A 25,874-nucleotide genomic window follows, 5' to 3' on the forward strand; every position below is an offset into this window, starting at 1 on the left:
CGTGCTGGTTGACGTCAAAATATTTTCATGTTCTCTAAAGCGAGAAAATAAAGCTGTCAAAGAAGAGTAACAAGGGAACGGAGAGAAATTCAATGCGTAAAAGAATGCTATTTACCCTCGTCGCCGGCACCTGCCTGCTCAGCGCTCCTGCATGGGCTCAGTCCCTCAAGATCGCGCTCAGCTCCGAGCCGACGGCCATCGACCCCCATTACCACGCTCTGTCGCCGAACAATGCCCTCGCGGCGCATATCTTCGACGGCCTGACCAAGCAGGACGAGAAGCAGAAGGTCCTGCCTTCGCTCGCGACGTCCTGGGAGAACGACGGCAAGAACCGCTGGACCTTCAAGCTCCGGCAGGGCGTCACGTTCTCGAACGGCAAGCCCTTCACGGCCGAGGACGTGGTGTTCACGATCTGCCGCACGTTGAAGAACGAGACGGCGATCGCAGGCTCCTTCGCCGACATCACGGGCAACTTCACCGCTGTCGAGGCGCCCGATCCGCACACCGTCGTCATCACCACGAAGGCGCCGGATCCGCTGCTGCCGAACTTCCTTTCCGGCATCGGGATCCTGAGCGCGTCCATCGTCCCCCACGACAAGGTGACCTTCGATCCCGCGAACAACTGCGGCGTCACGGGCAAGTGGCCGGTCGTCGGCGACTTCAATGACGGCAAGCTCGCCGTCGGCACGGGTCCGTACAAGTTCAAGAGCTACACGAAGGGCACGAGCATCGAGCTCGAGCGCAACGACAAGCACTGGGGCACCGCCGAGCCGTGGGCCAGCGTGACCTTCGTGCCCGTTCCGAATGCCGGTCCGCGTCTGGCGGGTCTGCTCGCGGGCGATTACGACGTGATCGAGAACCCTGCTGCCCGCGACGTCAGCCGCCTCAAGGACGACAAGCGCTTCAGCTACGTGATCACGCCCTCGACGCGCGTTATCTACTTCCAGCTCGACGTAGGTCGCGAGCCGAGCCCCTTCGTGAAGGCCGATAACGGCAAGAACCCGCTGAAGGATCCGCGCGTCCGCAAGGCGATGTCGCTGGCCATCGACCGCGACGCCATCGTCAAGCGCATCATGGACGGCGCGGCGGAGCCTGCCTATCAGTTCCTGCCCGCCGGCATGTTCGGAGCTCTGCCGAACCCGCCGAAGCTCGAATACAACCCCGCCGAGGCGAAGAAGCTTCTGGCCGAGGCCGGATATCCGAACGGCTTCCAGGTCACGCTGTCGACGACCAACGACCGCTACATCAACGACAGCCAGATCACGCAGGCCGTCGCGCAGTACCTGACCCAGGTCGGCATCCGCGCCGAGGTGGACGCCATGGCGCACGCCATCTACTTCCCGCGCCGTGCCAAGAAGGAGTTCAGCGTGGCGATCGGCGGCTGGGGCTCCAGCGGTGAGGCTTCGTCCTTCCTGAGGCAGTGGCCCGCGACTCCGGACGAGGCGAAGACCATCGGCGGATCGAACTATGGCGGCTATGCCGACCCTGAATTCGACACGCTGATCCGCACGGCCATCACGACTCTCGACGATGCCAAGCGGTCCGAGCTGCTCCAGAAGGCCGGTATCAAGGCTCTCGAAGGCGGCGCGTTCATTCCGCTGCATTTCGAAAGCACCGTCTGGGCTTACAAGTCGAACCTCACCTACACCGGCCGCGCTGACCAGTTCACGATGGCCATGCAGGTGAAGCCCGCGAAGTAAAGCCTGAAACGAAGACCGAGACCGCGAACAGACCGGAACGCCTGCCATGTCGGCCTACATTCTGCAGCGCCTAATCCAGAGCGTCCTGGTTCTGCTCGCGGTTTCCATCGTGGTCTTCCTTGCCGTCTACGGCATCGGAGACCCGATCGAGCTGCTGGTGCCGCCCCAGGTGAGCGCCGCCGAGCGCGCGGCGATGATCCGTCGCCTCGGACTCGATCTGCCCGTATGGCAGCAATACCTCTCCTTCCTGGGCAGCGCTCTCAAAGGCGATCTCGGAACCTCCTTCGTGCATGGCGTTCCGGCCGTCGAGCTGATCCTCGCAAGGCTGCCCGCCACCTTCGAACTCGTCCTCCTGGCCATGGGCCTCGCCGCCGTCATCGGCGTGCCGCTCGGCCTCCTGGCCGGCCTCAATCCGGAGAGCCGTCCGAGCCGCGCGATCATGGCCGGCACGATCCTCGGCTTCTCCCTTCCCAGCTTCTGGAAGGGCATGATGCTGATCCTGCTCTTCAGCGTCGCGCTCGGCTGGCTGCCGACGGCGGGGCGAGGGGAGACGGTGTCCATCCTCGGATTTCAGACGAGCCTGCTGACCCTCAACGGCCTCAAGCACCTGACCTTGCCCGCGCTCAACCTCGCCATTCCCAACATGGCGCTGATGATCCGGCTCGTCGCGGCTGGGACGACGGAAGCGATGACGCAGGATTACGTGAAATATGCCCGCGCCAAAGGCGTGCGCCGCCAGCGCATCGTGGGCCGGCACGTGCTGCGCAACATCCTCATCCCCGTCGTGACGGTGGCCGGCATGGAATTCGGCAGCCTCGTCGCCTTCTCGACGATCACAGAAACCGTGTTCGCCTGGCCGGGCATGGGCAAGCTCCTCATCGACAGCATCTATCATCTCGACCGTCCCGTGGTCGTCGCCTACGTCATGCTCGCAACACTTCTCTTCGTGGTCGTCAATTTCCTTGTCGACGTTCTCTACGCAGCCCTCGATCCCCGCGTGAAGCTGACGGGAGAAATGGCATGACCCAACCGAAGGCGGCTGCGCCGGCCGTGGCGGCTTATGCCGACACGCCGCTGCGAAGGAAAGTTCTGCGCCGGATCCGGAACCGCCCCACGACGCGCGGCGCGATCGTCCTGCTCGGCATCTTCGTGCTGCTGGCGCTGCTCGCACCCTTCATCGCTCCGCAGAACCCGCACGATCTCGCATCGCTGAGCGTGATGGACAACCGCCTGGAGCCGGGCGCTCAGGGCATGACCGGGATCACGTATTGGCTCGGCACCGATGCGCAGGGCCGGGACATGCTCAGCGCCATCCTGTACGGCCTTCGCACCAGTCTCCTCGTCGGCCTGACCTCCACCGCGGGCGCACTCGTCATCGGCGTCGCGGCGGGACTTGTCGCGGCGCAGTTCGGCGGCGCCATCGACGCGGCAATCATGCGTGTCGTGGACTTCATGCTCGGCTTTCCGTCGATCCTCATCGCCCTCGTCCTGCTCGCCTCCATCGGGCGGGGCGTGGACAAGGTGATCGTCGCCATCATCCTGGTGCAATGGGCCCAATATGCCCGGCTCATGCGCGCGGCGGCGCTCGTCGAGCGGCGCAAGGAATATATCGAGGCGGCGGTGAATTTCGGCCTGCCCACCCGCCACATCATGCTGGTGCACCTCCTGCCGAATTCCATCGGGTCGGTGCTCGTCATCTCGACGATCAGCATCGCGACGGCGATCACGCTGGAGGCCACGCTCTCCTTCCTCGGCGTCGGCGTCCCGGTTACGCAGCCTTCCCTCGGCCTCCTGATCGCCAACGGATTCGAGTTCCTGCTCTCCGGCGAGTACTGGATCGCCGCTTTCCCCGGCATTGCCCTGGTCCTTCTGATCATGTCGCTCAATCTCGTCGGCGACCGCCTGCGCCGCAGCTTCAATGTGAGGGGCCCATGACGACGCCGCTGCTCGAAGTTCGCGGGCTCAAGACCGTCTTCCACGATCTCGCGGGGGCCTGGCCTGCCATCGATGGAGTCGATCTCGCCATTCAGCCGGGAGAGATCGTGGGACTGGTCGGAGAATCCGGGTCGGGCAAGTCCGTGACGGGCTTCTCCCTGGTTCAGCTGATCGATCCTCCCGGCGAGGTCGTCGCTGGCGACGTGCTGTTCAAGGGCGAGGATCTGCGCCAGGCTTCCGAAGAGCGCTTGCGCAGCCTGCGCGGCGACCGCATCGCGATGATCTTCCAGGATCCCCTGATGACGCTCAATCCGGTGCTGAGCATCGGCGAGCAGATGTCGGAGGCGATCCTCGAGCACCGCAAGTGCAGCAGGCAGGAGGCGCTGACCGAGGCGGCGAAGGCTCTGTCGCGGGTCGGCATTCCCTCTCCCGAGACGCGCCTCAAGCAGTTTCCGCATGAATTCTCTGGCGGCATGCGCCAGCGCGTCGCGATTGCGACGGCCCTTCTCAACGCGCCGGACCTGATCATCGCCGACGAGCCCACGACGGCGCTCGACGTGACGATCCAGAGCCAGATCCTGTTCGAGGTTCAGAAGCTCAGCCGCGAAACGGGCACGGCGGTCCTGTGGATCACCCACGATCTCGCCGTCGTGGCGGAACTCGCCGACAGGGTGGCCGTCATGTATGCCGGCCGCATCGTCGAGACCGGAACCGTCGACGACGTTCTGAGCACGCCCCGTCATCCCTACACGCTCGGCCTTCTCGGCTCCTCCGCCGCGACGGTCGCTCCGGGCGAACGGCTGAAGCAGATCAACGGAGCCGCTCCCAGCATCAACGCCCGCCCGAGCGGATGTCCGTTCCGGACGCGATGCGAGCGCGCCCTCCCGGTCTGTGCGCAGATCGATCCTTCGCCTCAGGCTCGGGACGATGGGCACAGCTATCGCTGCCATAATCCCGTGCCCGAGGGCATTGCCCCATGACCGAAACCATTTTCGAATTGCGGGGTGTGAAGAAACACTTCCGTGGCAAGTCGACCTTTGCCCAGCGCATGCTGGCGGCCGTCGGGCAGGCTTCGCCACCGCCGGTTCTGCGGGCCGTCGACGGCGTCGATCTCGCCGTGAAGCGGGGAGAGGTGCTCGGGCTCGTGGGTGAATCCGGTTGCGGCAAGTCGACCCTGGCACGCATCGCGACCGGCATTTCCGCGCCGAGCGCGGGGGATGTGATCTACAACGGGCAGCCGGTCGCCCGGCTGAGAGGCAAGGAGCGGTTGAACTACCTGCTCAAGGTCCAGATGGTTTTCCAGGATCCTTACGCCTCCCTCAATCCGCGCATGCAGGTGCGCAACATCATCGGCGAGGCCCTGCGCGTTCATCGGCTCGCGCCGAAGGACGAGATCGATGCGATCGTGGACAACGCGCTCACGGAAGTCGGCCTCGATGTCGCCTACCGCACGCGCTTTCCGCACCAGTTCTCCGGCGGGCAGCGCCAGCGCATCGGCATCGCCCGCGCGCTTGCGGTGAAGCCCGACTTCCTGGTCTGCGACGAGCCGGTTTCCGCGCTCGACGTCTCGATCCAGGCGCAGGTCGTCAACCTGTTCATGGACATCCGCGAGCGGTACGGCCTGACCTACCTGTTCGTCAGTCACGATCTCGGCATCGTCCGCCACATCAGCGACCGCGTCGCGATCATGTATCTCGGACGCATCGTCGAGATCGGGCCGGCCGCCGACATCTTCGCCGACCCGGCTCATCCCTACAGCGCGGCCCTGATCGCCGCGAGCCCGTCCACCGCGCGGCGCAAGCGCGACTTCCAGCCGCTCAAGGGCGAATTGCCGTCTCCTCTGGCGCCGCCGAGCGGTTGCCCGTTCCACCCCCGCTGCGAGCACGCCACCGCGAAATGCCGTGAGGTCCGTCCGGTCTTGAAGGAGATCGCACCCGGTCGCAGCGCAGCCTGCCATTTGCATCATTCGGACAACGCATGACGACCACCACGCTTCTTCCCGAGATCGGCCGCAGCACGCTTCCTTTCATCGATCCTTTCCACCCCGACCGGCCTCTCGAGGTGAACTTCTATCGTCCAGCGGATCACGGGCCGGACGATCCGGTCGTCATCGTGCAGCACGGCATGCTCCGCAACGGCGACGAGTATCGCGACTTCTGGATTCCGGCAGCGGAGAAGCATCGCATCCTGATCGCCGCTCCGACCTTCTCCGACGCGCGCTTTCCCAATGCGGAATCGTACAACAACGGACTCGTCATCGGCGGCGACGGCAGCGTGCGTCCATACGAGAGCTGGATCTACGCCGTGCCGGCCCGCGTTCTCGCCGCCCTGCGCAAGGCCGGCGTGACGCACCGCGCCAAGGCCTGGCTCTATGGCCATTCCGCGGGCGGCCAGTTCGCCCATCGCATGCTGGCGACCCAGGAGCATGAGCCTTTCGAGGCCGTCATCGCCGCCAATCCCGGCTGGTACACCCTGCCGACGTTCGACCGCGCCTTTCCCGAAGGGCTCGGGGGGATCGGCCTGAGCGAATCCGCCCTGGCGCGCTGGTTCTCCTATCCGATGCACATCTTCGCGGGCGATCAGGATATCGTCACGGACGATCCGAGCCTTCCCGCCCAGGAAGAGGCCCTGAGGCAGGGCGAGCACCGTTATGCGCGCGCGCATTTCATGTATGATTTCGCGCGCCGCGAAGCCGAGCGCCTGGGGCTGCCGTTCCACTGGAAGCTGATCCGCATCGAAGGCATCGGGCACGACGGCGCCGCCATGTCGCGCGCCGCCGCCGCCTACTGGTTCGAGGGACGCATTCCCCCGGCCGAAGAACTGGCGTCCAGCGAACCCGCCGCCCTGTGACGCCGCGTCCTATCCAAGAGAGACCTCGGAGCAAGAGATGAACGTTCGGAATGAGATCTGGCAGCATGTGGACGCAGCCAAGGATCGCCTCATTGCCTTGAGCGACCGCGTCTGGGGCATGCCCGAGGTCTGCTACACGGAAGTTCGTTCTGCGGCCGAGCACGCGGCGGAACTGCGGCACCAGGGCTTCCGCGTCACGGAAGGCGTCGCGGGAATCCCGACCGCCGTCATCGGCGAGGCCGGCGAGGGCGGGCCCGTCATCGCCTTCCTCGGCGAATACGATGCGCTGCCCGGCCTCAGCCAGGAGGCGGGCGTTGCCGAGCACCGTCCCATCGAACCTGGCGGGCACGGTCATGGCTGCGGCCACAATCTTCTTGGCTCCGGCGCGATGCTCGCCGCCGTGGCCCTGAAGAACTGGCTCGCGGAGAAGGGCATTCCGGGCCGTGTGCGGTACTATGGCTGCCCCGCGGAAGAAGGCGGCGCGGCCAAGGCCTTCATGGTGCGCGCTGGCGCCTTCGACGATGCCGACATCGCCATTTCCTGGCATCCCTACAGCTTCTGGGAAGTCGCGCCTGCGCTCTCGCTCGCCAATACCCGCGCGGATTTCGCCTTCACGGGCCGCGCGGCGCATGCGGCCGCCTCGCCTCATCTCGGGCGCAGCGCGCTGGATGCGGTGGAGCTGATGAATGTGGGCGTCAACTACATGCGCGAGCACATGCCCTCCGATGCGCGCGTGCACTACGCTCTGCTCGATACGGGCGGCATCGCGCCGAATGTGGTGCAGGCCTATGCACGGGTGCGCTATTCGATCCGCGCCATGGACCTGCCCGGCATGCTCGATCTGATCGAGCGCGTGCACAAGATCGCGCAGGGCGCGGCGCTGATGACGGAGACGAGCGTCGAGATGCGCATCGTCAGCGCGGTGTCGAACACCCTCGGCAACACGCCGCTCGAACAGGCCCTGCACAACGCAATGGAAGAGCTGGGCCCGCCGCCCTTCGACGAGGCCGACCGCGACTTCGCGCGCAAGATCCGCGCGACTCTCTCCGAGCAGGAGATCGCATCGGTCTATCGCGCCATCGGTCAGCCCCAGACGGATGCGCCTCTCGCCGACTTCCTCGTTCCCATGGATTCGCCGCGCAAGCCCATGATCGGCTCCACCGATATCGGCGACGTGAGCTGGGTGGTGCCGACGGTCCAGGCGCATGCGCCCACGGTCGCGATCGGCACGCCGTTCCACACCTGGCAGGTGGTTGCCCAGGGCAAGATGCCGGCGGCGCACAAGGCCATGGTTCACGTGGCCAAGGCCATGGCGGCGACGGGCATGGCCGCCATCATCGATCCGTCCCTTCGCGCCGCGGCCAAGGCCGATCTTGTGGAGAGGACCCGGGCGACCCCTTACACGAGCCCCCTGCGCGAGGGCGTCGAGCCCCCGCTGGACATGTCGCGCGGGTAGCGCATCCCGACAGGAAGGCAGATTTGACAGGGCGCGTCTTCCCAGGCGCGCCCTTTCCTGTGCCACAAGGCCGGATCGCATCGGCTCATGCGCCAAGGACGCACGTGCAGAAACCCGTCCGTGCGACCAGGAACAAGGAAAATTCTTTTAAATCAGGGAGTTAAATGGCGGAGACGGAGGGATTCGAACCCTCGATACCCTTTTGGGGTATGCTCATTTAGCAAACGAGTGCCTTCAGCCTCTCGGCCACGTCTCCAGCCGACGAAGGCAGGATTCAACCTGCTTCGTAGGTGGCGCAATAGACGCGAACGGGGTGCTTTCGTCAAGGTCCAAAATCGCCCGCTTCATGCGGCTGAAGCACGGGAATCAGAAAAGCGGGACGAGTGCCGCCAGCAGGCTGGCAAGACTGGCGCAGCCGCCGAACAGCAGGAAGCCATCCAGGGCGACGGGCAGGAATTCGTCACGGAACGGGTGCATGATAGACCCCCTTTTCGGGGCATTTCTATCACGCGCTGACCTTGCGGCATTGCGCTAGATCAAAGAGCCGGCTCGAACCCGCTTCTGGGCCGGGGTTTGGACGGATCATCCGGGGTCGGACTCGTGCCCGGCCACCGGAGGGCTACCAGAACAGGTTGGACAGGGCGAGGCTGACGAGCCCGATTCCGGACAGGAAGACCGGAAACCATTTCGGGTACGTATATGCGGATTGGCCGAGTTCCACCTCATCCCTCCTGTCGATCGCGCTTTAGCCCTATCAAAGCCGCTGCGTGCCGGGCAGGGAAGGGGGCGGGGCGGTGAAATGATGGGATCTCAGCCTAAAGTATAGGCAATCCGGTCCAGGCGCGACGGCCTTCGGTCGCTCGGGCAGCGAGAGGCCTCATGAGGCCGGAACGGCCTCGGACCTTGCATGGAGAGCCTTGATCTCATCGAGGCTGCGGATGGGCGGGCCCGAACGTCTGACGATGACGGCGCTCAATTGCCTGAACTTGTCATCGGCCCAATCCTCGATCACCAGGGCAATGGCTTCCCGAAGCGGCAAGGTCGCCACCTTGCAGGCCATGTTCATGCCGTTCGATCGCTCGAAGGGCCGGCTCAGGGCGAGAAGATCGACCGTCTCATCGAAATCGTAGGTTGCCGTCACAATCCACTCCAATGAAAACGCTTCAGAACAATCTCGGCAGTTGGACACGCAATTGTGGCAGCTAAGTGCCCAAGCTTGCCGCAGGCTTGTTCCGATTGCCGTGCGCGCCTCGTGTCAGGGACGGCGGATCGCAGAAGCAGATCCGTCGTGAAGACCTTCTCTAGTTGAGGCTCGACTTCGTCATGGCGCTTTCGCTGGAGATCGCAGCCTCGTCCGGCGTGTCCGGGATGATCAGCACGGAAACCGCATGGCCGCTCGATGCAAGGGTATCGGCCGCGTCGAAGGCCGACCGCTCGGCGTCCTGGCGAGTCGCGAAAGCCGTCTGCTTCCGGTCTGCGTAAGTCACCAGCCACTCGCCCTGAAATTTGAAGACGACAAAGCGATCCGTATGCATCAGCCCCTCCTGCGCGCAGGTTCGCGACGAAGTCCTGAAAGGCTATCCGATCGCGGCCGTTTCGGAACAAAGCGATGGGAGTAGGGGGCAGGATCAAAAGGATACAAATTCCTAGCTCTTCGATGGAGCCGATGCGAGTTTCTCCGTGCGGGCGATTGCTGTGATGCCCGGAAGGACGCCTATGCGGCGCAGATGGAACGCGAGCCCCGGCGACGATTCATGGATATGCACTTGAATAACGCGAAAGCGGTCGAAGTTGCGATCGTGCCGGTATCGGTTGCGGACAGTCCTGAGACGGCACGCTGAACAGTAAGTCTGCGCAGCATGATGTTGACGGACCAGCCCGCGTTGAAGAATGTGAGCACCTGAAACCGATGGTCCTGTTGCGTGGCGAAGGGGAGGCCCGATGGCGACGTTCGATGTGGCGGTGGTGGGGCTGGGCGCCATGGGCAGCGCCGCCCTCTTCAATCTGGCCCGCCAGGGCAAGCGCGTGGTCGGGTTCGAGCAGTTCGAGCCCGGGCACGACAAGGGATCCTCGCATGGCGAAAGCCGGATCATCCGGCTCTCCTATTTCGAGCATCCTTCCTATGTTCCCCTGGCGCGCCGCGCCCTCGAGAAATGGCGCGAGCTGGAGCGGGACACCGGCGAGACGATCCTGACGGTGACCGGCGTCCTCGAAGCCGGCTATCCCGGCTCGCCCATCGTGAGCGGCTCTCTCGACGCCTCCCGGCAGCACAACCTGCCGCACGAGGTTCTCGACGCCGCCGCGATCACCCGGCGCTTCCCCGCCTTCAAGGTCCCCTCCAATTGGGTCGGTCTGTTCCAGCCCGACGGCGGATTCCTGCGGCCCGAGCTGGCGATCCGACAATTCGTGCGGCTGGCCGAGGGGCACGGGGCGCAAACCCGCACGAACACCCGCGTTCTCGGCATCGAGCCTTTCGGAGCCGGGGTGCGGGTGCGGACGGAGAACGAGACGATCGAAGCCGGTTCGGTGGTCGTCTCCACCGGAGCCTGGATCAGCGCGTTCGCGCCGGAGCTGAAGCCGAATCTGAGGATCACGCGGCAGGTGCTCGGCTGGTTCGAGCCCCTCGATCCTTCGCTTTTCACGCCCGAGCGTTGCCCGGTCTTCCTGCTCGAATCCGAGAACGACGCCTGCTACGGCTTCCCGGATTTCGCAGGCACAGGCGTCAAGACCGCCTCTCATCGCGAAGGGGCCACGCTGCCGACGGCGGACGACCTGGCGCAGGATGGCAACGCGGCCGACGAGGCCCAGATCCGGCGAACGCTGGCCCTCGCCATGCCCGATGCAAACGGGCCTCTGCGGCAGATGCGGACCTGCATGTATACCCGCACGCCAGACGAGGATTTCGTGGTCGATCTCTCCCCCGCCGATCCGCGGATCGTTCTGGCCTCCCCCTGCTCGGGACACGGATTCAAGTTCGCCAGCGTCCTCGGAGAGGTCCTGGCCGATCTCGCCCTTGGAAAAACACCGGCGAGCGACATTTCCCGTTTCCGGATCGACCGCTTCCGGCCGCACGCCGCCTGAAGCGGAAGCGCATAAGAACCAGGAGGAAACCCCATGAAGAAAGGCTACGCCCTTCACCTGTCCGCTCTGGCCCTGCTGGCCGGCACCGGCCTCGCCCGGGCCGAGGAGATCAGGATCGCCGTGGCAGGCCCCATGACCGGAGCGGTCGCCAGCATCGGCGAGCAGCTCAAGAACGGCGCCGAGCTCGCCGCGCAGGCGATCAACAACAAGGGCGGCGTGAACGGCAACACGATCAAGATCGTCGTCTATGACGATGCCTGCGATCCCAAGCAGGCCGTCGCCGTCGCCAACCGCATCGTCGCCGAAGGGATCAAGTTCGTCGACGGCCATGCCTGCTCCGGCTCGTCGATTCCGGCCTCGGAAGTCTATGCCGAAGCCGACGTGCTGATGATGAGCCCGGCCTCCAGCAATCCGGCCATGACCGACAAGGCCGCCGAGCAGGGCTGGTCGACGATCATGCGCCTCTATGGCCGCGACGATGCTCAGGGCAAGTTCATCGGCCCGTGGATCAAGCAGCATTACGGAACGAAGAAGATCGCCATCCTTCACGACAAGAGCGCCTACGGCAAAGGGCTTGCGGATGTGGTGAAGGCGTCCCTGAACGCCGCCGGCGTCAAGGAGGTGATCTACGAGGGCATCAATGCGGGCGAGAAGGACTACACGGCGGTGGTGAACCGTCTCAAGAGCCTGGGCGTCGAGTTTCTCTACTTCGGCGGATATCACACCGAGGCCGGTCTCATCATGCGCCAGGCGGCGGACCAGAACTACAAGTTCCAGCTCATGATGGGCGACAGTCTCGCGACGCCGGAATATGCGTCCGTGGCGGGGCCTGGAGCCGAAGGAACCTTGTTCACCTTCCCGCCGGATGCCCGCGGCAGCGACACGGCCAAGGAGGCGCTGGCCCAGTTCAAGCAGATCGGCTTCGAGCCGGAAGGCTTCACCCTGTTCTCCTATGCCACCGTCCAGGCCATCGCCGGCGGCATCGCCAAGGCCGGGAAGGCAGACCCGAAGGCCGTGGCCAAGACCCTGCGCGAGATCACTGTCGATACGGTGATCGGACCTGTGTCATTCGATCAGAAGGGCGATATCAAGGATCCGAGATACGACATCAACATCTGGAAGGGCGGCACCTACAGCAAGCTCTCCCAGTGACCCGACGTCGAACAGGCGAGGGCGGCGCAGGAGCCGCCCTCGCGATGCCTACTCTTGCATGGCGGCATTGTCGGTAGTCTTCGCAGGGACGAGGTGTTCGATGGAAACCCATTCCGTGCAGGCCCTGAGAATAGGGGCGAGATAGGCGCGGTTTCCCTCGATCTCGACGACTTTGCAGGCGTAGGCCCTGCGGTCTCCGGGGGGGCGATAGATCACCGTCGCACCGGGCCTGATCTCGTCATTGGACGGCGTTTGCGGACGATAGCCGGTCGTGGAGCTGACGATCCGGTTGTTGTCTTGCGTCAGCGAAGGCTGCCGGCTCGCCCGGTACCGTTCGAGCGCCTCGATGGCGATTCTTGCGCGGTCGCGGTATCGATCGCAGACGACCCTCATCAGGGTTCCTTTTTCCCGGCCCGGGTACCAGGTAACGCCACCGATCTTGGCCAATTCCTCCGCGACGACTTCGATCTCTTCCTCAGTCATTGGCTACAATCCCTTATGAGCAGTTCTGATATGCTCAGGTCTTGTGAATGCACTCATGCGACCTGTTGAGTGAGTGCGTTAGCCCCCAATGTCTTTTCTTGTCGTCGGTATCCGGCGCTTGTGCGCCGACGCTTTTGAGAATTATCCGGCCTTAAGTTCCATCATCCGCCGCTGCAGAACGGCGAGTTGCTGGATGTAGGGTTCACGCCGTTCCCGGTGGCGGAGCTTGATCTTTTCGAGGGCTCGGATCCGGTTGTTGATATCGGGCGCTGTCCTGCTCGCTCTCTCGCATTCCTTTTCATAATCGAAATCGATATCGGCCAATGTTGCCAGGAGAGATTGCAGCAAGGGTTGGAGTGAGGCTGAGTAGATTTTCGGATGAGAAGTTCCATTGTCGAATTCATTTTCATGAAACAGGGTATCAGGCATCATTCTCCTCGTATTGATTTTTATAGTGATTTGATATGAGGATAATGGGCCGGGCCTGCCTCGTCTGTTGGGAAGCCGACAGATTTTCAAGAAATTTTATTTCTTCTTTCCTCGATGTGATCCGGCGCACATGAGCATTCGGTCTTCACGGCTCAGGAAGAGCTGAGGGCGCCCGGCAGGAGTTTTTCGAAGCTCTGGCGGATCGTCTGGTAGCACTCGCAAGCCATTTCTTCGATGCCGTCCCGGTCCGTGATGCGGATCGTGCCCCGACCCTGATGGATCAGTCCCGCTCGCTGAAGTGCGCTTGTCACGCTGCTCACCGTCGAGCGCTGTACGCCCAGCATGTCTGCGAGCGCTTCATGGGTGAGGGGAATCTCGTCCTTATCGATCCTGTCGCGGGTGCTCAGGATCACACGGCAGAACCGGGCCTCCACCGTATGAACGGCGTTGCACGCGACCGTCTGCAATGTCTGGGCCAGGAAAGCTTCCGTAAAGCGGAACAGGATGTGCCGCATGTTCGCCCTGTTGGCGAACGCATCGTTGAGCCGTTCCACCGGCAGGCGCGAGGCCGTTCCAGGGGCCTGTGTGATGTAACGACCGAAGGATTGGCGGGTGACGAGAGCGCTGACGAATCCGACTGCGGCTTCCCTGCCGAAAATCGCCACCTCCACCGCTCCACCGCTCTGTAGAACCGTGATGAGCGAGATGATCGCGTCGTGAGGAAAGTAGGTATAGTGGATCGGTTCTCCGATCTCATAGATAACCCTGCCTCGTGGAAGGTCGACGATTTCGAGATAGGGTTCGAGCCAAAGGAAGTCGTTCGGCTCCAGTGCTCCAAGGAGCCGGTTGGTTCGATGAAGAGCGGCTTTCGTACCATTCATCATGGAAGGTCCTCACCGCGCTAGGCAGATTTCCTTCCCAGGAAACCGCGTATTTTGACAGGATTATAATAACACATCCTTCGGTTGTGTAATCATGTCTCCTTCCAATGAGCATCGCCAGAGGCCCTCTTTTAGCCTTTAGGATGATCGTGCCCGGGAGCAGGGCGGCAAAGGGCAACCGGTAACTCAAACTCCGCCGCTTCCGCTTTGTGCCGCTCGATGAGAGGGATCCCCCTAAAGAGCTGTTCATGGCCGTCTAGCGACGAGGCGAGAGCTGTGCACTGCGTTCAGGGGTTGATTGCACCGAGGGAGGGCGAAAACCGGTTTACCCATGAGGAGGATGGCTTCAGCATGGGGATACGTCGAATCCGTGAGAGGGAAAATCACATTGAGTACGTCATCGCTGTCGCATCGGTTCACGGCGGAGTCTTCCGCAGATCTCGCCGACTGGTCAGGCCCCGAGCTGCTGGACGCCTACGCACGCAAGACGGCATCGCCCGTCGATGCGACCAAGGCGGTGATCGCCCGCATCGAAGCTTACGAGCCGAAGCTTCAGGCCCTATACGCCTTCGATCCGGAGGGGGCTCTCCGGGATGCGCGCGCGTCCGAGCAGCGCTGGATGAAAGGCGAGGCGAAGGCGCTCGACGGTATCCCCGCGACCATCAAGGAGAACATCGCCACCAAGGGGACGCCCGTGCCCTTGGGCACCGCCGCACGCCCGCTCGTGCCGGCCGCGCAGGATGCGCCGGCTGCGGCGCGGCTGCGCGAGGATGGCGCCGTCATTCTCGCCAAGACCACCATGCCGGATTACGGCATGCTCTCCTCCGGCCTTTCCAGCTTCCACCCGCTCACGCGCAATCCCTGGGATCTCTCCAAGAACCCAGGCGGCAGCTCGGCGGGCGCGGCGGCCGCGGCGGGCTACGGGCCGTTCCATGTCGGCACCGATATCGGCGGCTCGATCCGCCTGCCGGCTTCCTGGTGCGGGATCTTCGGCCTCAAGCCCAGCTTCGGCCGCATCCCCATCGACCCGGCCTATTACGGCCGCGTCGCCGGGCCGATGACGCGCACGGTGCGCGACGCCGCGCTCATGATGACGAGCCTCACGCGTCCCGATATGCGCGATCCGACGAGCCTGCCGTATCAGGAACTGCCCTGGCTCGATCTCTCCATCGACATCAAGGGTCTCAGGATCGGCGTGATGATGGAAGCCGGCGTCGGCATGCCGCTCGATCCGGAAATCCGGGCCGCCGTCGAAAGGGCGGCAAAGGCCTTCGCCGATGCAGGGGCTATCGTCGAGGAGGTGCCCGCCTTCATCACCCGCGAGATGCTCGACGGCCTCGACGATTTCTGGCGTCAGAGGGCCTGGACGGACATCGCTCCCTTGAGCGACGAGGACCGCGGCAGGATCCTTCCTTACATCCTGCAATGGGCCGAGGGCGGGAAGGACCTGTCGGGTGCCGAGGTCTATAGCGGCATGAACCAGATGATGGTCATGCGCCACGCGGCGGTCGCCGCCACCCACCGCTTCGATTTCGTGATCTCGCCCGTGGCGCCCTGCGTGGCCTATCCGGCCGAGCTCGCCTCGCCGATCCACGATCCGGAGAAGCCCTTCGAGCATATCGGCTATACGGTCGCCTTCAACATGTCCGACCAGCCTGCGGCATCCGTCAATGCGGGCTTTACGAAAACGGGGCTTCCCATCGGCCTCCAGATCGTCGGCAGGCGCTTCGACGATTTGGGCGTGCTTCGTATCTCCCAGGCCTGGGAGGATATGTGTCGGGATAGCCGGCCCTGGCCGAAGCTCGCCTGAAAGGCGGCCTCAAGGGAAGGACAGACGGGTTTTCCCGGCGGGTTCCTGCTGGTAAAGAGCGGCCATGACGTACAAAGTTGCCGCTCTCTATCAGTTCGTTCCGCTGCCCGATTTCCGGGAGCTCCAGGACCCGCTGCACCGGGTGTGCCTCGATCTCGGGATCAGGGGCACGCTCCTGCTCGCCCATGAGGGGATCAACGGCACCGTGGCCGGAACGGAGGAGGGGATCAACGCCCTGATGGCCGAGCTGCGGCAGGGCGCGCTCTTCCAGGGCCGCCTCGACAATCTGGAGCTGAAGTTCTCGACCGCCTCCGAGATGCCGTTCAAGCGCATGAAGGTGCGCCTGAAGAAGGAGATCGTGACGCTGGGCGATCCGCAGACGGACCCCTTGCGGCGGGTCGGCACCTATGTGGCGCCGGCCGACTGGAACAGCCTCATCGAGAGCCCCGACGTCATCCTGCTCGACACCCGCAACGACTTCGAGGTGGAGATGGGCACTTTCGAGGGAGCCGTCGATCCAAGGATCAGGAAGTTCAGCGAGTTCAAGGATTTCGTGAAGAACGAACTCGACCCGTCCAGGCACAGGAAGGTGGCCATGTTCTGCACCGGCGGCATCCGCTGCGAGAAGGCCAGCTCCTACATGCTCGCCCAGGGCTTCGAGGAGGTCTATCACCTGAAGGGCGGAATCCTGCGATATCTGGAGGATGTGCCGGAGGCGGAAAGCCGCTGGAAGGGCGGCTGCTTCGTATTCGATGAGCGCGTCTCCATCGGCCACGGCTTGGTCGAGCGCCCCGAAGACAGGAGCCTGCTGGCCGATGAGTGACCCGGATCTCCTCAACGCCCGCCTGGAAGCCCTGGAGGTGCGCGTCGCCTATCAGGATCAGGTCATCGAGGACCTGAACCAGACCGTCATTGACCAGTGGAAGAAGATCGACGCGCTCAGGCGCCAGCTCAGCGAGCTTCTGGACCGCGTTCAGGAGGTCGAGGACAGCGCAGGCGGACCCCGCGCACCCGAGCCTCCGCCGCCGCATTATTGAGATCCGCAAGCTAATCATTCAACCGATCTGTTGACTATCTGAAGATGTGCGCATATATTCAACCACATGGTTGAATTACAAACATCTCAGCTGGATTCCCTCTTTCACGCTCTCGGCGATTCCACGCGCCGACGGATGCTGCGCGACCTTGCGGGCGGCGAGCGGACGGTCAGCCAGCTGGCGGAACCCTTTGCGATCTCACTCGCGGCGGCCTCCAAGCACATCAAGGCGCTGGAGAATGCCGGATTGATCCATCGCGAGGTGAGGGGGCGGACCCATGTCTGCCGTCTCGAGCCCGGTCCGCTCGCGAGCGCTCACGAGTGGCTGAGTTTCTACCAACGCTTCTGGACGGACCGTCTGGATGTGCTGGAGCGGCTCCTCCGTGAAGAGGAAGCCCGGAAAGAACCACCTTCAAAGGAGACGCCCAATGACTGATCTCGCCACCCTGGACGCCTACGGCGTGCTGACGGAGCCTGCCACGTTGAAGATCGAGCGCCTTCTGCCCGGTCCCATCGACCGGGTCTGGGCCTACCTCACGCAAAGCGAGTTGCGCCGCCAGTGGCTCGCCGCCGGTCATATGGAGATGACCGTGGGAGCGCCTCTCGAACTCGTCTGGCGTAATGACGAACTCAGCGACCCGCCCGGCCAGCGACCCGCAGGCTTCCCCGAGGAGCAGCGCATGCAGAGCCGGATCACCGAACTCGATCCGCCCCGCAAGCTCGCCATCAGCTGGGGCAACACGGGCGGCGTTTCCTTCGCGCTGGAGCCTCAGGGGGATCGGGTGCTGCTCACCGTCACCCATCGCCGCCTGCCGGATCGCGCGACGATGCTGAACATCGGCGCCGGCTGGCATGCCCATCTCGATATCCTGGCAGCGCGCATGTCGGGCCAGGAGCCGGGCTCGTTCTGGGAGAGCTGGGCTCGCCTGAAGGGCGACTACGAACGGCGAATTCCGGCCTGAACGACATCATCAAGAAGCTCCGCCCGGCCAAAGCCGGTCGGAGCGCTTCGTCTTAGACCTTCTTCACGAACTCGGTCTTGAGCACCAGCCCCTTGATCTGGGCCGAGCGGCATTCGATCTCGCCTGCGTTGTCCGTCAGGTGGATGTTCTTGAATACCGTGCCGCGCTTGAGAGTCGTGGAGGAGCCTTTCACTTTCAGGTCCTTGATGACCTGGACGGAATCGCCCTCGCTGAGCTGCGCCCCGTTGCTGTCCCTGACAACCATATCCGACATTGCGGTCTCCTTGGGCGCGGAACGCGCCTTGCCGGAAGGGGCATAACCGCCCGGGGCGCCGCTTGTCCAATCGGGGCGAGGAAGGGGCTGGAGCGTCCTCGTTCTGAGGCCTCCGAAAAATTTTCATCCGACCCTCTTGAACGGTGAAGCTCGTCCAACCAAATCATCGCCCGCGGAGGCCCCGAAGAGGCTCCGCTTGAGCAGTTAACATGCTGAAATCATTGGAGGAAGCTTCATGAAGTTCCGTCCTTTGCATGATCGGATCGTCGTCCGGCGCATCGATGCCGAGGAGAAGACCGCAGGCGGCATCATCATCCCCGACACCGCCAAGGAGAAGCCCCAGCAGGGCGAGGTCGTCGCCGTCGGGCCCGGCGCCCGCAACGAGCAGGGACAGCTCGTTCCCCTCGACGTCAAGGTCGGCGATACCGTGCTCTTCGGCAAGTGGTCCGGCACGGAAGTGAAGATCGACGGGCAGGATCTCCTGATCATGAAGGAGAGCGACGTCATGGGCGTGCTGGAGCAGAGCGCCGCCCAGAAGAAGGCCGCGTAAGGCCAAGCGCAATTCGAGAGTCACATATCGTTACGTCTCATCAGGAGTGACGAACAATGGCTGCTAAGGAAGTCAAATTCGCCCTGGACGCCCGCGAGAAGATGCTGCGCGGCGTCGACATCCTCGCCGATGCGGTGAAGGTCACGCTGGGTCCCAAGGGCCGCAATGTGGTGATCGAGAAGTCCTTCGGCGCTCCACGCATCACGAAGGACGGCGTCACCGTCGCCAAGGAAATCGAGCTGGCCGACAAGTTCGAGAACATGGGCGCGCAGATGGTGCGCGAGGTCGCCTCGAAGCAGAACGACCGTGCCGGTGACGGCACCACCACCGCGACCGTTCTCGCCCAGGCCATCGTCCGCGAGGGCGCGAAGGCCGTGGCTGCCGGCATGAACCCCATGGACCTCAAGCGCGGCATCGACATGGCCGTCGAGGCCGTGGTGGCCGATCTCAAGAAGAACGCCAAGAAGGTCACCTCCAACGACGAGATCGCCCAGGTCGGCACCATTTCCGCCAACGGCGATGCCGAGGTTGGCCGGATGCTGGCCGAGGCCATGCAGAAGGTCGGCAACGAGGGCGTGATCACGGTCGAGGAGGCGAAGTCGCTCGAGACCGAGCTCGAGGTCGTCGAGGGCATGCAGTTCGACCGCGGCTACCTCTCGCCGTACTTCATCACCAATGCCGAGAAGATGCGCGTGGAGCTGGAGGATCCCTACATCCTCATCCATGAGAAGAAGCTCTCGGGCCTTCAGGCCATGCTGCCCGTGCTCGAAGCCGTCGTTCAGACCGGCAAGCCGCTGCTGATCGTCGCCGAGGACGTGGAAGGCGAGGCGCTCGCGACGCTTGTCGTCAACAAGCTGCGCGGCGGCCTGAAGATCGCCGCCGTCAAGGCTCCGGGCTTCGGCGACCGCCGCAAGGCCATGCTGGAAGACATCGCGGTTCTCACGAAGGGCCAGGTCGTCTCCGAGGATCTCGGCATCAAGCTCGAGAACGTCACCCTCAACATGCTCGGCCGCGCGAAGAAGGTGGTGATCGAGAAGGAGAACACCACCATCGTCGACGGTGCTGGCGACAAGCGCGACATCGAGGCCCGCGTCGCTCAGATCAAGGCGCAGATCGAGGAGACCACCTCGGACTACGACCGTGAGAAGCTCCAGGAGCGTCTGGCCAAGCTCGCAGGCGGCGTCGCGGTGATCCGCGTCGGCGGCGCGACCGAGGTCGAGGTGAAGGAGAAGAAGGACCGCGTCGACGACGCCATGCACGCGACGAAGGCGGCGGTCGAGGAGGGCATTCTCCCCGGCGGCGGCGTTGCGCTCCTGCGCGCGCTCAAGGCCCTCGAAGGCGTGAAGCCCGCGAACGACGACCAGAAAACCGGCGTCGAGATCGTGCGCCGCGCACTCCAGGCTCCCGCGCGTCAGATCGCCATCAACGCGGGCGAGGACGGCTCCGTCATCGTCGGCAAGGTGGCCGAGGCCGCCGATTACTCGGCGGGCTGGAACGCCCAGACCGGCGAGTACGGCGATCTCTACAAGTTCGGCATCATCGATCCGGCGAAGGTCGTGCGCGTGGCTCTCGAGGATGCCGCGTCGGTTGCCGGCCTTCTCATCACCACCGAGGCGATGATCGCCGAGAAGCCCAAGAAGGAAACCGCTCCGGCCATGCCAGCCGGCGGCATGGACTTCTAATTTTCCCCTCGATCCGATGAACAGGAACGGCGCCGTCCTCACGGCGCCGTTTTCTTTATGCGCGATGCGCTATGCGAACGATCAGCGATGCTTGATCGCGATTTCCGGCTTCTGCTCCGCGACGCTCGTCCTGATCGAGCCCGTCGTTTCCACGGAGGTCTCGCGGAGCTGCTTCACGAAGGCCATCAGACTGTTCGCCTTCTCCAGATCGCGTGTTAGCTGCGAGAGGACGCTGCTGTCGAAAGGTTCCTCCTCGATGGTGCCATCGGCCTTGATGATGGTCTTGATGCCGCTTTCCACGTCGAAGGACACGGATTTGACCTTCGACGCGGAAGGCGTGTCGAGCGGTTCGGCGACAGCCGGTTGGGGTTTTGCGGGAACCGGTTCAGGAGCGGAATCCGCCATCGGAGCCATCGGGGCGGCCGATGCGACGACCGCCTGCTGGGCAGGCTTGGCGGGCGGTGAGCCGCGCTGCGGTCTATCCTGTGCCCGGCCTGCCTGCTCGCTTCGATCCTCGTCGGCGGAGCGTGCGGTCTCGGAAGGCTGGGACTTGCCGGAGAGAAGCTTCTGGAGCCGCGCCTCGGCTTCCTTCGCCTCCGTCTGGAGCTTCGAGCCGAAAGCCGCGACGAGAGGGTACTCGTTCCTTTCCGCCTCGGCCTTCGCTTTCGCTTCCTTCGCGGCCTTGGCGGCAGCGATCCGCTTCCTCGCCTCCGTCGCCTCGGTGCGGTTGTTGCTGCTGTAGGTATATTGCTTGCCGTTGATCTCGTAGCGAACCAGCCGGGCTTCGCTGCCGCTGCTCATGGCCGCCAGGAAAACGGTGGAGGCACCAAGTAAAGCAAGTGTCTTATTCATCGGCTTATAAGAGCACGAAGACTCTTCCCCTTGTCCTCATTGAAGCTCAATTAATGAATGTGTTAAGTCTGTGGCGGAAATCAAAAGTTGCAATGTCTCATTGGGGGTATGCTGTCGCAATACTGTTCATCATCAACGTCGGGATGCCGACAATTCTCCACGAGCCATCGGAGACTGCGTCTCATGACGCTCTTGACTGCTCGACGTGACGCATGAGGTTTTCTGACGGATCTGCTTGTCGAGTGCCGTTCGTCTCGCGGAACATGCAATCTCGGCAGAGGCCCCGTGCGGCAAAGTCATGTCGGTGAGGCGCCAGCCGTCCTGCTGAAGACGTGACCGCTTTTCCGATCCCGACTTATCTCCATCACATCAAGGATTTGCGCCGACCGGTTTTGAGGAACGAGCGGGGATGAGCGCCGTTGATCGACATGGAACGTCGAAGGGCGCTCCTTTCGTCTAACTTTACGCGCTGTCATTCATCCCTTGTTACCGGGCATCTCTCAAGGCACGACATGCCCTCGAACAGGAGAAGGCAACCATGAAACGCCGCAGTTTTCTTGCAACGGCCGGCGCGGGTCTCGCCGCCGGCGCCATCGCCAAGCCCGCCATCGCCCAGAGCATGCCCGAGATCCGCTGGCGACTGACATCCGGCTTCCCGAAATCCCTCGACACCATCTACGGCGGCGCCGAGTTTCTCGCGAAATACGTGTCCGCGGCCACGGACGGCAAATTCCAGATCCAGCCGTTCTCGGCGGGTGAGATCGTCGGCACTTTCCAGGCGGCCGATGCGGTGGCCGGCGGCACGGTGGAGATGTCCCATACCGCGACCTATTACTATGTCGGCAAGGACCCGACCTACGCGGCGGCGGCGGCGCTTCCCTTCACGCTCAACGCCCGCCAGCTCAATGCCTGGAATTATCACGGCGGCGGCATCGCGCTCGTGAACGAGTTCATGGCGAAGCAGAATCTCTACGCGCTTCCGGGCGGCAACACCGGCACCCAGATGGGCGGCTGGTTCCGCAAGGAGATCAAGACCGTCGACGATCTGAAGGGCCTGAAGATGCGCATCGCCGGCATCGCCGGTCAGGTGATGCAGAAGCTCGGTGCGATCCCGCAGCAGGTGGCGGGCGGCGACATCTATCCGTCGCTGGAGCGCGGCACCATCGACGCCGCCGAATGGATCGGTCCCTACGACGACGAGAAGCTCGGTTTCCAGAAGGTCGCGCCGTACTACTACTATCCCGGCTTCTGGGAAGGCGGCCTGACGATCCACTTCCTGTTCAACAAGCAGAAGTGGGAGTCGCTGCCGAAGAACTATCAGGCCATTCTCGAGTCGGCCTGCATGGCTGCGAACCTGGACATGCTGGCGAAGTACGATGCCAAGAACCCGGCGGCCCTCCGCAGCCTGGTGGCCTCCGGCGCGCAGCTGCGTCCGTTCTCGCAGGAGATCCTCGACGCCGCCTACAAGGCGACCAACGAGGTCTATGCGGAAATCTCCGCGCAGAACGCGGATTTCAAGAAGATCGTCGATTCCATCCGCGCCTTCCGCAACGAGGAATATCTCTGGTTCCAGGTGGCCGAATACGCCTTTGACACCTACATGATCCGCGCCCGCACACGCGGCTGAGTAACCACGGATCCCCTATGCAACCCGGCCTCGGCCTGTCCGATGCCGGGCTTTTCGTTGCGCTGTGCGCATGGGTCGGTTGTCCGCGTGGCGCAAGCGGCGACTTGCAACGCGGGCCCATAGGTCTGATCTGTTATGTTCATCCGTCGCTGAACCAGACGCCTGCGAAAGAATCTCATGACGCCTCCCTTCTCGATCCTCGACCTCGCGCCCGTTCCCGCAGGCTTCACGGCCGCCGACGCCCTGCGCAACACGCTCGATCTGGCGCAGCATGCGGATGAATGGGGTTACAACCGCTACTGGCTCGCCGAGCATCACAACATGATCGGTATTGCGAGCGCCGCCACGAGCGTCGTGATCGGCCACGTGGCCGGCGGCACGAAGCGGATCCGCGTCGGCGCGGGCGGCATCATGCTGCCGAACCACGCGCCGCTGGTCATCGCCGAGCAGTTCGGGACCCTCGATGCCCTGTTCCCGGGGCGGATCGATCTCGGCGTCGGTCGCGCGCCGGGCACGGACCAGCGCACCCTGAGGGCGCTGCGGCGCGACCCAACCGCGGCCGACACGTTCCCGCAGGATGTGCTGGAATTGCAGGCGCTGCTCGGTCCCGTCCAGCCGGACCAGGCGATCCAAGCGGTGCCCGGAGCGGGCTCGAACGTTCCCATCTGGATCCTGGGCTCCAGCCTGTTCGGCGCGCAGCTCGCGGCCATGCTCGGACTGCCTTACGCCTTCGCGTCGCATTTCGCGCCCGGCGCCCTGATGCAGGCGCTGCATGTCTATCGCGAGCGCTTCCAGCCCTCCGCCCAGCTCGACAGGCCCTATGCTATGGTCGGCGTCAACGTGATCGCTGCTGATACGGACGAGGAGGCGCGCCGTCTCTTCACCTCGCCGCAGCAATCCTTTACCAACCTGTTCCGCGGCACGCGCGGCAAGCTTCAGCCGCCCATCGACGATATCGAGAGCTACTGGACGCCTCAGGAGAAGGTGCAGGCCATGAACATGCTCTCCTGCTCCTTCGTCGGGTCGGCTCGGACCGTCCGCGAGGAACTGGAGCGCTTCATCGCGCAGACTGGGGCGGACGAGATCATCGCCGCCGCCGCAATCTACGACCACTCCAAGCGGTTGCGTTCCTACGAGATCCTGAGCGAGGTGCGCCGCGCGATGGCGGGGTGAAGCCGTCAGGATGTCGAGCCGCCCCGGCCCTTCAGGGTCGGGTCGAGCGCATCCCGCAGGCCGTCGCCGAGGAGGTTCAGGCCGAGCACCGACAGCGCGATGGCGATGCCCGGCGCGATGGCGAGGTGAGGGGCCTGCGAGAGATAGGTCTGCGCATCGCTCAGCATGCGCCCCCAGCTCGGGTTCGGCGGCCGCACGCCAAGGCCGAGATAGCTCAGGCCCGCTTCCGTCAGGATTGCAAGGGCGAGCTGGATCGTGACCTGCACGATCAGCGCTCCCGCAATGTTGGGCATCACGTCTTCCCAGGTGATGCGCAACGGATGCTTGCCGATGGCCCGCGCGGCGGCGATGTAGTCGAGGGTCCAGACCTGGAGCGCCACGCCCCGCGTGACCCGCGCGAAGACAGGCACGTTGAACACGGCGATCGCCAGGATGGCGGCGAGCGGACCCGAGCCCACCAGCGCGCCGATCATGATGGCGGAGAGAACGGCCGGAAACGCGAAGACCACGTCCGACACGCGCATGGCGATCTCGTCCGCGATGCCTTTCCACGCGGCTGCCGCGCAGCCGATGGCGGTGCCGATGGCCGCGCCGAGAAGAACCGCAGGCCACGCGATGGCGAGCGAGTTCCAGGCGCCCACCATGAGGAGCGACGCGACATCGCGGCCGAAATGATCGGTGCCGAGAAGGCCGAGCTCTCCTGGCGCTTTCAGGCGCAGGGCGACGCGCACGCGGGTGGGCACTTCCGGCGTCCAGACGAGCGAGACGAGGGCGGTGACGACGAGCAGCGCCGTGAGAATGCCGCCGACGACGAGGGCGGAATTGAGAGGAAGGCGGGAGCGCTTGGTCATGCCCGGTTCCTCAGGCGCGGATCGAGGATGGCATAGCCGATATCGACGAGGAAATTCACCACGATCACGAGTCCGGAAAAGATGAGCACGATGTCCTTGATCACCACGAGGTCGCGCTGGTTGAGGGCCTGATAGGCAAGCCGCCCGAGACCGGGCAGGTTGAACACGTTCTCCACCAGGATCGCGCCGCCGAAGAAGAACGAGAGCTGCAATCCCAGGATCGTCGTGACGGGGATGAGCGCGTTGGGCACCACGTGGCGGCGAAGCGTCGCCGCCTTGTTGACGCCCTTGGCGCGGGCCGTGCGCACGAAATCAGCGCCGATGACTTCGAGCGTGGCCGAGCGCGTGACGCGCGTGAGCACGGCGGCCTGGGGCAGGGCGAGCGCCACGGCAGGCAGGAGAAGCGCCTGCAGGGCAGGCGCGATTCCGGCGCTCCAGCCGGGAAAGCCCCCGGCCGGGAACCAGCCGAGCCAGGTCGAGAAGAAGAGAATGAACAGAAGGCCGATCCAGAAATTCGGCACCGCGACGCCAAGCTGGCTGAACACCAGCACGGCCCGGTCCACCGGCCCGTCGCGCCGTGCCGCCGCCGCGACGCCGAGCGGCAGCGCGAGCGCAGTCGAGATCAGGATGGCGAGCAGGCTCAGTGGCAGCGTCACGTTCATGCGCTCGGCGACCAGCGTCGAGACCGGCATCTTGTAGGTGATCGAGGTGCCGAGATCGCCATGGAGAAGGCCGCCGATCCAGTGCAGGTAGCGCAGGAGCGCGGGCTGATCGAGGCCGAGCTCCTGGCGCAGGGCGGCGAGCGTATCCTCCCGCGCGGCGGTGCCGAGCATGATGGCGGCCGGGTCGCCCGGCAGGACCTCGAGGATCAGGAAGATCGCCAGCGACACGAAGAGCAGGGTGACGGCCAGCGAGATGAGGCGGGAGAGGATGAGGCGAAGCATGAATCCGACTTCACAGAAAACAATGTCCCTTCCCCTTTCGGGGAGGGGATGGGGCGGGAGGCGCAGCTTTGCAGGCACGGAGCCGATACAGGCGCTGTATCGCTCCTGCGCGCTTTGAAGCAGGTGCCGCGCTTCGACGTTCCGGC

27 protein-coding genes and 1 tRNA gene are annotated in these 25,874 nt (G+C 64.1%); 18 read left to right on the forward strand and 10 right to left on the reverse strand.

Annotation, left to right across the window (positions count from 1 at the left end; all coding sequences use genetic code 11):
* The first annotated feature begins 104 nt into the window (after nt 1-104).
* The 7 genes from L879_RS0118610 to L879_RS0118640 are packed head-to-tail and all read left to right on the forward strand — an operon-like array spanning nt 105 to nt 7,941.
* On the forward strand, nt 105-1,700 hold the full coding sequence (locus L879_RS0118610) for an ABC transporter substrate-binding protein (RefSeq protein ID WP_245265264.1): 1,596 nt from the start codon (nt 105-107) through the stop codon (nt 1,698-1,700).
* Nucleotides 1,701-1,746: 46 nt separating this feature from the next.
* Nucleotides 1,747-2,724: an ABC transporter permease gene (locus tag L879_RS0118615; RefSeq protein ID WP_027317408.1), complete on the forward strand. Its 978-nt coding sequence runs from the start codon at nt 1,747-1,749 to the stop codon at nt 2,722-2,724.
* Complete coding sequence (locus L879_RS0118620; protein WP_027317409.1) at nt 2,721-3,635, forward strand: ABC transporter permease; 915 nt, start codon at nt 2,721-2,723, stop codon at nt 3,633-3,635. Before L879_RS0118615 ends, L879_RS0118620 begins: the two co-directional genes overlap by 4 nt.
* Nucleotides 3,632-4,615, forward strand: coding sequence for an ABC transporter ATP-binding protein (locus L879_RS0118625; RefSeq protein ID WP_027317410.1), 984 nt, complete (start codon nt 3,632-3,634; stop codon nt 4,613-4,615). The genes L879_RS0118620 and L879_RS0118625 overlap by 4 nt, the downstream gene beginning before the upstream one ends.
* Nucleotides 4,612-5,616, forward strand: coding sequence for an ABC transporter ATP-binding protein (locus L879_RS0118630; protein WP_027317411.1), 1,005 nt, complete (start codon nt 4,612-4,614; stop codon nt 5,614-5,616). Before L879_RS0118625 ends, L879_RS0118630 begins: the two co-directional genes overlap by 4 nt.
* Entirely contained in the window at nt 5,613-6,485 is an 873-nt protein-coding gene (locus L879_RS0118635; protein ID WP_027317412.1) for an alpha/beta fold hydrolase, read from the forward strand. Before L879_RS0118630 ends, L879_RS0118635 begins: the two co-directional genes overlap by 4 nt.
* A 37-nt stretch (nt 6,486-6,522) precedes the next feature.
* Nucleotides 6,523-7,941: a M20 family metallopeptidase gene (locus tag L879_RS0118640; protein WP_027317413.1), complete on the forward strand. Its 1,419-nt coding sequence runs from the start codon at nt 6,523-6,525 to the stop codon at nt 7,939-7,941.
* A 165-nt stretch (nt 7,942-8,106) separates the two neighbouring features.
* On the opposite strand, the gene L879_RS0118645 is transcribed toward L879_RS0118640, so the two are convergent.
* The 3 genes from L879_RS0118645 to L879_RS0118665 all read right to left on the reverse strand — a co-directional run bounded on the left by L879_RS0118645 (nt 8,107) and on the right by L879_RS0118665 (nt 9,476).
* Nucleotides 8,107-8,197, reverse strand: a tRNA-Ser gene (locus tag L879_RS0118645).
* Nucleotides 8,198-8,818: 621 nt separating this feature from the next.
* Nucleotides 8,819-9,082 (reverse strand): hypothetical protein, encoded by a 264-nt coding sequence (locus tag L879_RS0118660; protein WP_245265265.1) that lies wholly within the window; start codon nt 9,080-9,082, stop codon nt 8,819-8,821.
* A 160-nt stretch (nt 9,083-9,242) separates the two neighbouring features.
* Nucleotides 9,243-9,476, reverse strand: a complete 234-nt coding sequence (locus L879_RS0118665) for a hypothetical protein (protein WP_027317415.1) — start codon at nt 9,474-9,476, stop codon at nt 9,243-9,245.
* Between the two features lie 406 nt (nt 9,477-9,882).
* Here L879_RS0118665 and solA point away from each other — a divergent pair, with 406 nt between their 5' ends.
* Both solA and L879_RS0118675 read left to right on the forward strand, forming a co-directional pair.
* Complete coding sequence (solA, locus tag L879_RS0118670; protein ID WP_027317416.1) at nt 9,883-11,022, forward strand: N-methyl-L-tryptophan oxidase; 1,140 nt, start codon at nt 9,883-9,885, stop codon at nt 11,020-11,022.
* A gap of 33 nt (nt 11,023-11,055) precedes the next feature.
* On the forward strand, nt 11,056-12,174 hold the full coding sequence (locus L879_RS0118675; protein WP_027317417.1) for a branched-chain amino acid ABC transporter substrate-binding protein: 1,119 nt from the start codon (nt 11,056-11,058) through the stop codon (nt 12,172-12,174).
* A gap of 48 nt (nt 12,175-12,222) precedes the next feature.
* On the opposite strand, the gene L879_RS0118680 is transcribed toward L879_RS0118675, so the two are convergent.
* The 3 genes from L879_RS0118680 to L879_RS0118690 form a co-directional block, all read right to left on the reverse strand.
* Complete coding sequence (locus tag L879_RS0118680) at nt 12,223-12,657, reverse strand: hypothetical protein (protein ID WP_027317418.1); 435 nt, start codon at nt 12,655-12,657, stop codon at nt 12,223-12,225.
* A gap of 141 nt (nt 12,658-12,798) precedes the next feature.
* Nucleotides 12,799-13,086: a hypothetical protein gene (locus L879_RS0118685; RefSeq protein WP_154664269.1), complete on the reverse strand. Its 288-nt coding sequence runs from the start codon at nt 13,084-13,086 to the stop codon at nt 12,799-12,801.
* A 152-nt stretch (nt 13,087-13,238) separates the two neighbouring features.
* Nucleotides 13,239-13,970: a Crp/Fnr family transcriptional regulator gene (locus tag L879_RS0118690; protein WP_051435442.1), complete on the reverse strand. Its 732-nt coding sequence runs from the start codon at nt 13,968-13,970 to the stop codon at nt 13,239-13,241.
* Nucleotides 13,971-14,355: 385 nt separating this feature from the next.
* On the opposite strand from L879_RS0118690, the gene L879_RS0118695 reads away from it, so the two are divergent.
* From L879_RS0118695 to L879_RS22350, 5 genes are all read left to right on the forward strand, one after another.
* Nucleotides 14,356-15,777 carry an amidase gene (locus tag L879_RS0118695; protein WP_245265266.1) on the forward strand — a complete coding sequence of 474 codons (1,422 nt, stop codon included), beginning with the start codon at nt 14,356-14,358 and terminating at the stop codon, nt 15,775-15,777.
* A 64-nt stretch (nt 15,778-15,841) separates the two neighbouring features.
* Nucleotides 15,842-16,600 carry an oxygen-dependent tRNA uridine(34) hydroxylase TrhO gene (trhO, locus tag L879_RS0118700; protein WP_027317422.1) on the forward strand — a complete coding sequence of 253 codons (759 nt, stop codon included), beginning with the start codon at nt 15,842-15,844 and terminating at the stop codon, nt 16,598-16,600.
* On the forward strand, nt 16,593-16,814 hold the full coding sequence (locus L879_RS0118705; protein ID WP_027317423.1) for a SlyX family protein: 222 nt from the start codon (nt 16,593-16,595) through the stop codon (nt 16,812-16,814). Before trhO ends, L879_RS0118705 begins: the two co-directional genes overlap by 8 nt.
* A gap of 66 nt (nt 16,815-16,880) precedes the next feature.
* Nucleotides 16,881-17,249 carry an ArsR/SmtB family transcription factor gene (locus L879_RS22345; RefSeq protein WP_035460175.1) on the forward strand — a complete coding sequence of 123 codons (369 nt, stop codon included), beginning with the start codon at nt 16,881-16,883 and terminating at the stop codon, nt 17,247-17,249.
* Nucleotides 17,242-17,775 (forward strand): SRPBCC family protein, encoded by a 534-nt coding sequence (locus L879_RS22350; protein ID WP_035460176.1) that lies wholly within the window; start codon nt 17,242-17,244, stop codon nt 17,773-17,775. The genes L879_RS22345 and L879_RS22350 overlap by 8 nt, the downstream gene beginning before the upstream one ends.
* Nucleotides 17,776-17,827: 52 nt before the next feature.
* Here the strand turns inward: L879_RS22350 and L879_RS0118715 are convergent, their stop codons facing one another.
* Nucleotides 17,828-18,049 (reverse strand): alkylphosphonate utilization protein, encoded by a 222-nt coding sequence (locus tag L879_RS0118715; RefSeq protein ID WP_027317424.1) that lies wholly within the window; start codon nt 18,047-18,049, stop codon nt 17,828-17,830.
* A 235-nt stretch (nt 18,050-18,284) separates the two neighbouring features.
* Here L879_RS0118715 and groES point away from each other — a divergent pair, with 235 nt between their 5' ends.
* Both groES and groL read left to right on the forward strand, forming a co-directional pair.
* Nucleotides 18,285-18,599, forward strand: a complete 315-nt coding sequence (groES, locus tag L879_RS0118720; protein ID WP_027317425.1) for a co-chaperone GroES — start codon at nt 18,285-18,287, stop codon at nt 18,597-18,599.
* 56 nt (nt 18,600-18,655) lie between these two features.
* Nucleotides 18,656-20,281, forward strand: coding sequence for a chaperonin GroEL (groL, locus tag L879_RS0118725; RefSeq protein ID WP_027317426.1), 1,626 nt, complete (start codon nt 18,656-18,658; stop codon nt 20,279-20,281).
* An 81-nt stretch (nt 20,282-20,362) separates the two neighbouring features.
* On the opposite strand, the gene L879_RS0118730 is transcribed toward groL, so the two are convergent.
* Nucleotides 20,363-21,133 carry a hypothetical protein gene (locus tag L879_RS0118730; RefSeq protein WP_027317427.1) on the reverse strand — a complete coding sequence of 257 codons (771 nt, stop codon included), beginning with the start codon at nt 21,131-21,133 and terminating at the stop codon, nt 20,363-20,365.
* Nucleotides 21,134-21,671: 538 nt separating this feature from the next.
* On the opposite strand from L879_RS0118730, the gene L879_RS0118735 reads away from it, so the two are divergent.
* Both L879_RS0118735 and L879_RS0118740 read left to right on the forward strand, forming a co-directional pair.
* Nucleotides 21,672-22,760: a TRAP transporter substrate-binding protein gene (locus tag L879_RS0118735; protein WP_027317428.1), complete on the forward strand. Its 1,089-nt coding sequence runs from the start codon at nt 21,672-21,674 to the stop codon at nt 22,758-22,760.
* Between the two features lie 177 nt (nt 22,761-22,937).
* On the forward strand, nt 22,938-23,933 hold the full coding sequence (locus L879_RS0118740) for an LLM class flavin-dependent oxidoreductase (protein WP_035460178.1): 996 nt from the start codon (nt 22,938-22,940) through the stop codon (nt 23,931-23,933).
* Nucleotides 23,934-23,938: 5 nt separating this feature from the next.
* Here L879_RS0118740 and L879_RS0118745 read toward each other — a convergent pair whose 3' ends face one another.
* Nucleotides 23,939-24,784: an ABC transporter permease gene (locus L879_RS0118745; protein WP_027317430.1), complete on the reverse strand. Its 846-nt coding sequence runs from the start codon at nt 24,782-24,784 to the stop codon at nt 23,939-23,941.
* The gene (locus L879_RS0118750) at nt 24,781-25,728 is read right to left on the reverse strand and encodes an ABC transporter permease (protein ID WP_027317431.1); all 948 of its coding nucleotides are present in this window, start codon (nt 25,726-25,728) and stop codon (nt 24,781-24,783) included. The genes L879_RS0118745 and L879_RS0118750 overlap by 4 nt, the downstream gene beginning before the upstream one ends.
* Nucleotides 25,729-25,874 lie beyond the last annotated feature (146 nt).

Source organism: Microvirga flocculans ATCC BAA-817, from assembly GCF_000518665.1.
Taxonomy (GTDB): domain Bacteria; phylum Pseudomonadota; class Alphaproteobacteria; order Rhizobiales; family Beijerinckiaceae; genus Microvirga; species Microvirga flocculans.

What these genes read in the sequence shown, in the direction of transcription:
- L879_RS0118620 (WP_027317409.1), top strand. Translation starts at nt 2,721, where the DNA reads ATGACCCAACCGAAGGCGGCTGCGCCGGCCGTGGCGGCTTATGCCGAC.
- L879_RS0118665 (WP_027317415.1), bottom strand. Translation starts at nt 9,476, where the DNA reads ATGCATACGGATCGCTTTGTCGTCTTCAAATTTCAGGGCGAGTGGCTG.
- L879_RS0118740 (WP_035460178.1), top strand. Translation starts at nt 22,938, where the DNA reads ATGACGCCTCCCTTCTCGATCCTCGACCTCGCGCCCGTTCCCGCAGGC.
- L879_RS0118630 (WP_027317411.1), top strand. Translation starts at nt 4,612, where the DNA reads ATGACCGAAACCATTTTCGAATTGCGGGGTGTGAAGAAACACTTCCGT.
- L879_RS0118610 (WP_245265264.1), top strand. Translation starts at nt 105, where the DNA reads ATGCTATTTACCCTCGTCGCCGGCACCTGCCTGCTCAGCGCTCCTGCA.
- L879_RS0118750 (WP_027317431.1), bottom strand. Translation starts at nt 25,728, where the DNA reads ATGCTTCGCCTCATCCTCTCCCGCCTCATCTCGCTGGCCGTCACCCTG.
- solA (WP_027317416.1), top strand. Translation starts at nt 9,883, where the DNA reads ATGGCGACGTTCGATGTGGCGGTGGTGGGGCTGGGCGCCATGGGCAGC.
- L879_RS0118635 (WP_027317412.1), top strand. Translation starts at nt 5,613, where the DNA reads ATGACGACCACCACGCTTCTTCCCGAGATCGGCCGCAGCACGCTTCCT.
- L879_RS0118690 (WP_051435442.1), bottom strand. Translation starts at nt 13,970, where the DNA reads ATGATGAATGGTACGAAAGCCGCTCTTCATCGAACCAACCGGCTCCTT.
- trhO (WP_027317422.1), top strand. Translation starts at nt 15,842, where the DNA reads ATGACGTACAAAGTTGCCGCTCTCTATCAGTTCGTTCCGCTGCCCGAT.
- L879_RS0118735 (WP_027317428.1), top strand. Translation starts at nt 21,672, where the DNA reads ATGAAACGCCGCAGTTTTCTTGCAACGGCCGGCGCGGGTCTCGCCGCC.
- L879_RS22345 (WP_035460175.1), top strand. Translation starts at nt 16,881, where the DNA reads ATGGTTGAATTACAAACATCTCAGCTGGATTCCCTCTTTCACGCTCTC.
- L879_RS22350 (WP_035460176.1), top strand. Translation starts at nt 17,242, where the DNA reads ATGACTGATCTCGCCACCCTGGACGCCTACGGCGTGCTGACGGAGCCT.
- L879_RS0118675 (WP_027317417.1), top strand. Translation starts at nt 11,056, where the DNA reads ATGAAGAAAGGCTACGCCCTTCACCTGTCCGCTCTGGCCCTGCTGGCC.
- L879_RS0118685 (WP_154664269.1), bottom strand. Translation starts at nt 13,086, where the DNA reads ATGCCTGATACCCTGTTTCATGAAAATGAATTCGACAATGGAACTTCT.
- groL (WP_027317426.1), top strand. Translation starts at nt 18,656, where the DNA reads ATGGCTGCTAAGGAAGTCAAATTCGCCCTGGACGCCCGCGAGAAGATG.
- L879_RS0118680 (WP_027317418.1), bottom strand. Translation starts at nt 12,657, where the DNA reads ATGACTGAGGAAGAGATCGAAGTCGTCGCGGAGGAATTGGCCAAGATC.
- L879_RS0118705 (WP_027317423.1), top strand. Translation starts at nt 16,593, where the DNA reads ATGAGTGACCCGGATCTCCTCAACGCCCGCCTGGAAGCCCTGGAGGTG.
- L879_RS0118715 (WP_027317424.1), bottom strand. Translation starts at nt 18,049, where the DNA reads ATGTCGGATATGGTTGTCAGGGACAGCAACGGGGCGCAGCTCAGCGAG.
- L879_RS0118625 (WP_027317410.1), top strand. Translation starts at nt 3,632, where the DNA reads ATGACGACGCCGCTGCTCGAAGTTCGCGGGCTCAAGACCGTCTTCCAC.
- L879_RS0118615 (WP_027317408.1), top strand. Translation starts at nt 1,747, where the DNA reads ATGTCGGCCTACATTCTGCAGCGCCTAATCCAGAGCGTCCTGGTTCTG.
- L879_RS0118640 (WP_027317413.1), top strand. Translation starts at nt 6,523, where the DNA reads ATGAACGTTCGGAATGAGATCTGGCAGCATGTGGACGCAGCCAAGGAT.
- L879_RS0118745 (WP_027317430.1), bottom strand. Translation starts at nt 24,784, where the DNA reads ATGACCAAGCGCTCCCGCCTTCCTCTCAATTCCGCCCTCGTCGTCGGC.
- groES (WP_027317425.1), top strand. Translation starts at nt 18,285, where the DNA reads ATGAAGTTCCGTCCTTTGCATGATCGGATCGTCGTCCGGCGCATCGAT.
- L879_RS0118730 (WP_027317427.1), bottom strand. Translation starts at nt 21,133, where the DNA reads ATGAATAAGACACTTGCTTTACTTGGTGCCTCCACCGTTTTCCTGGCG.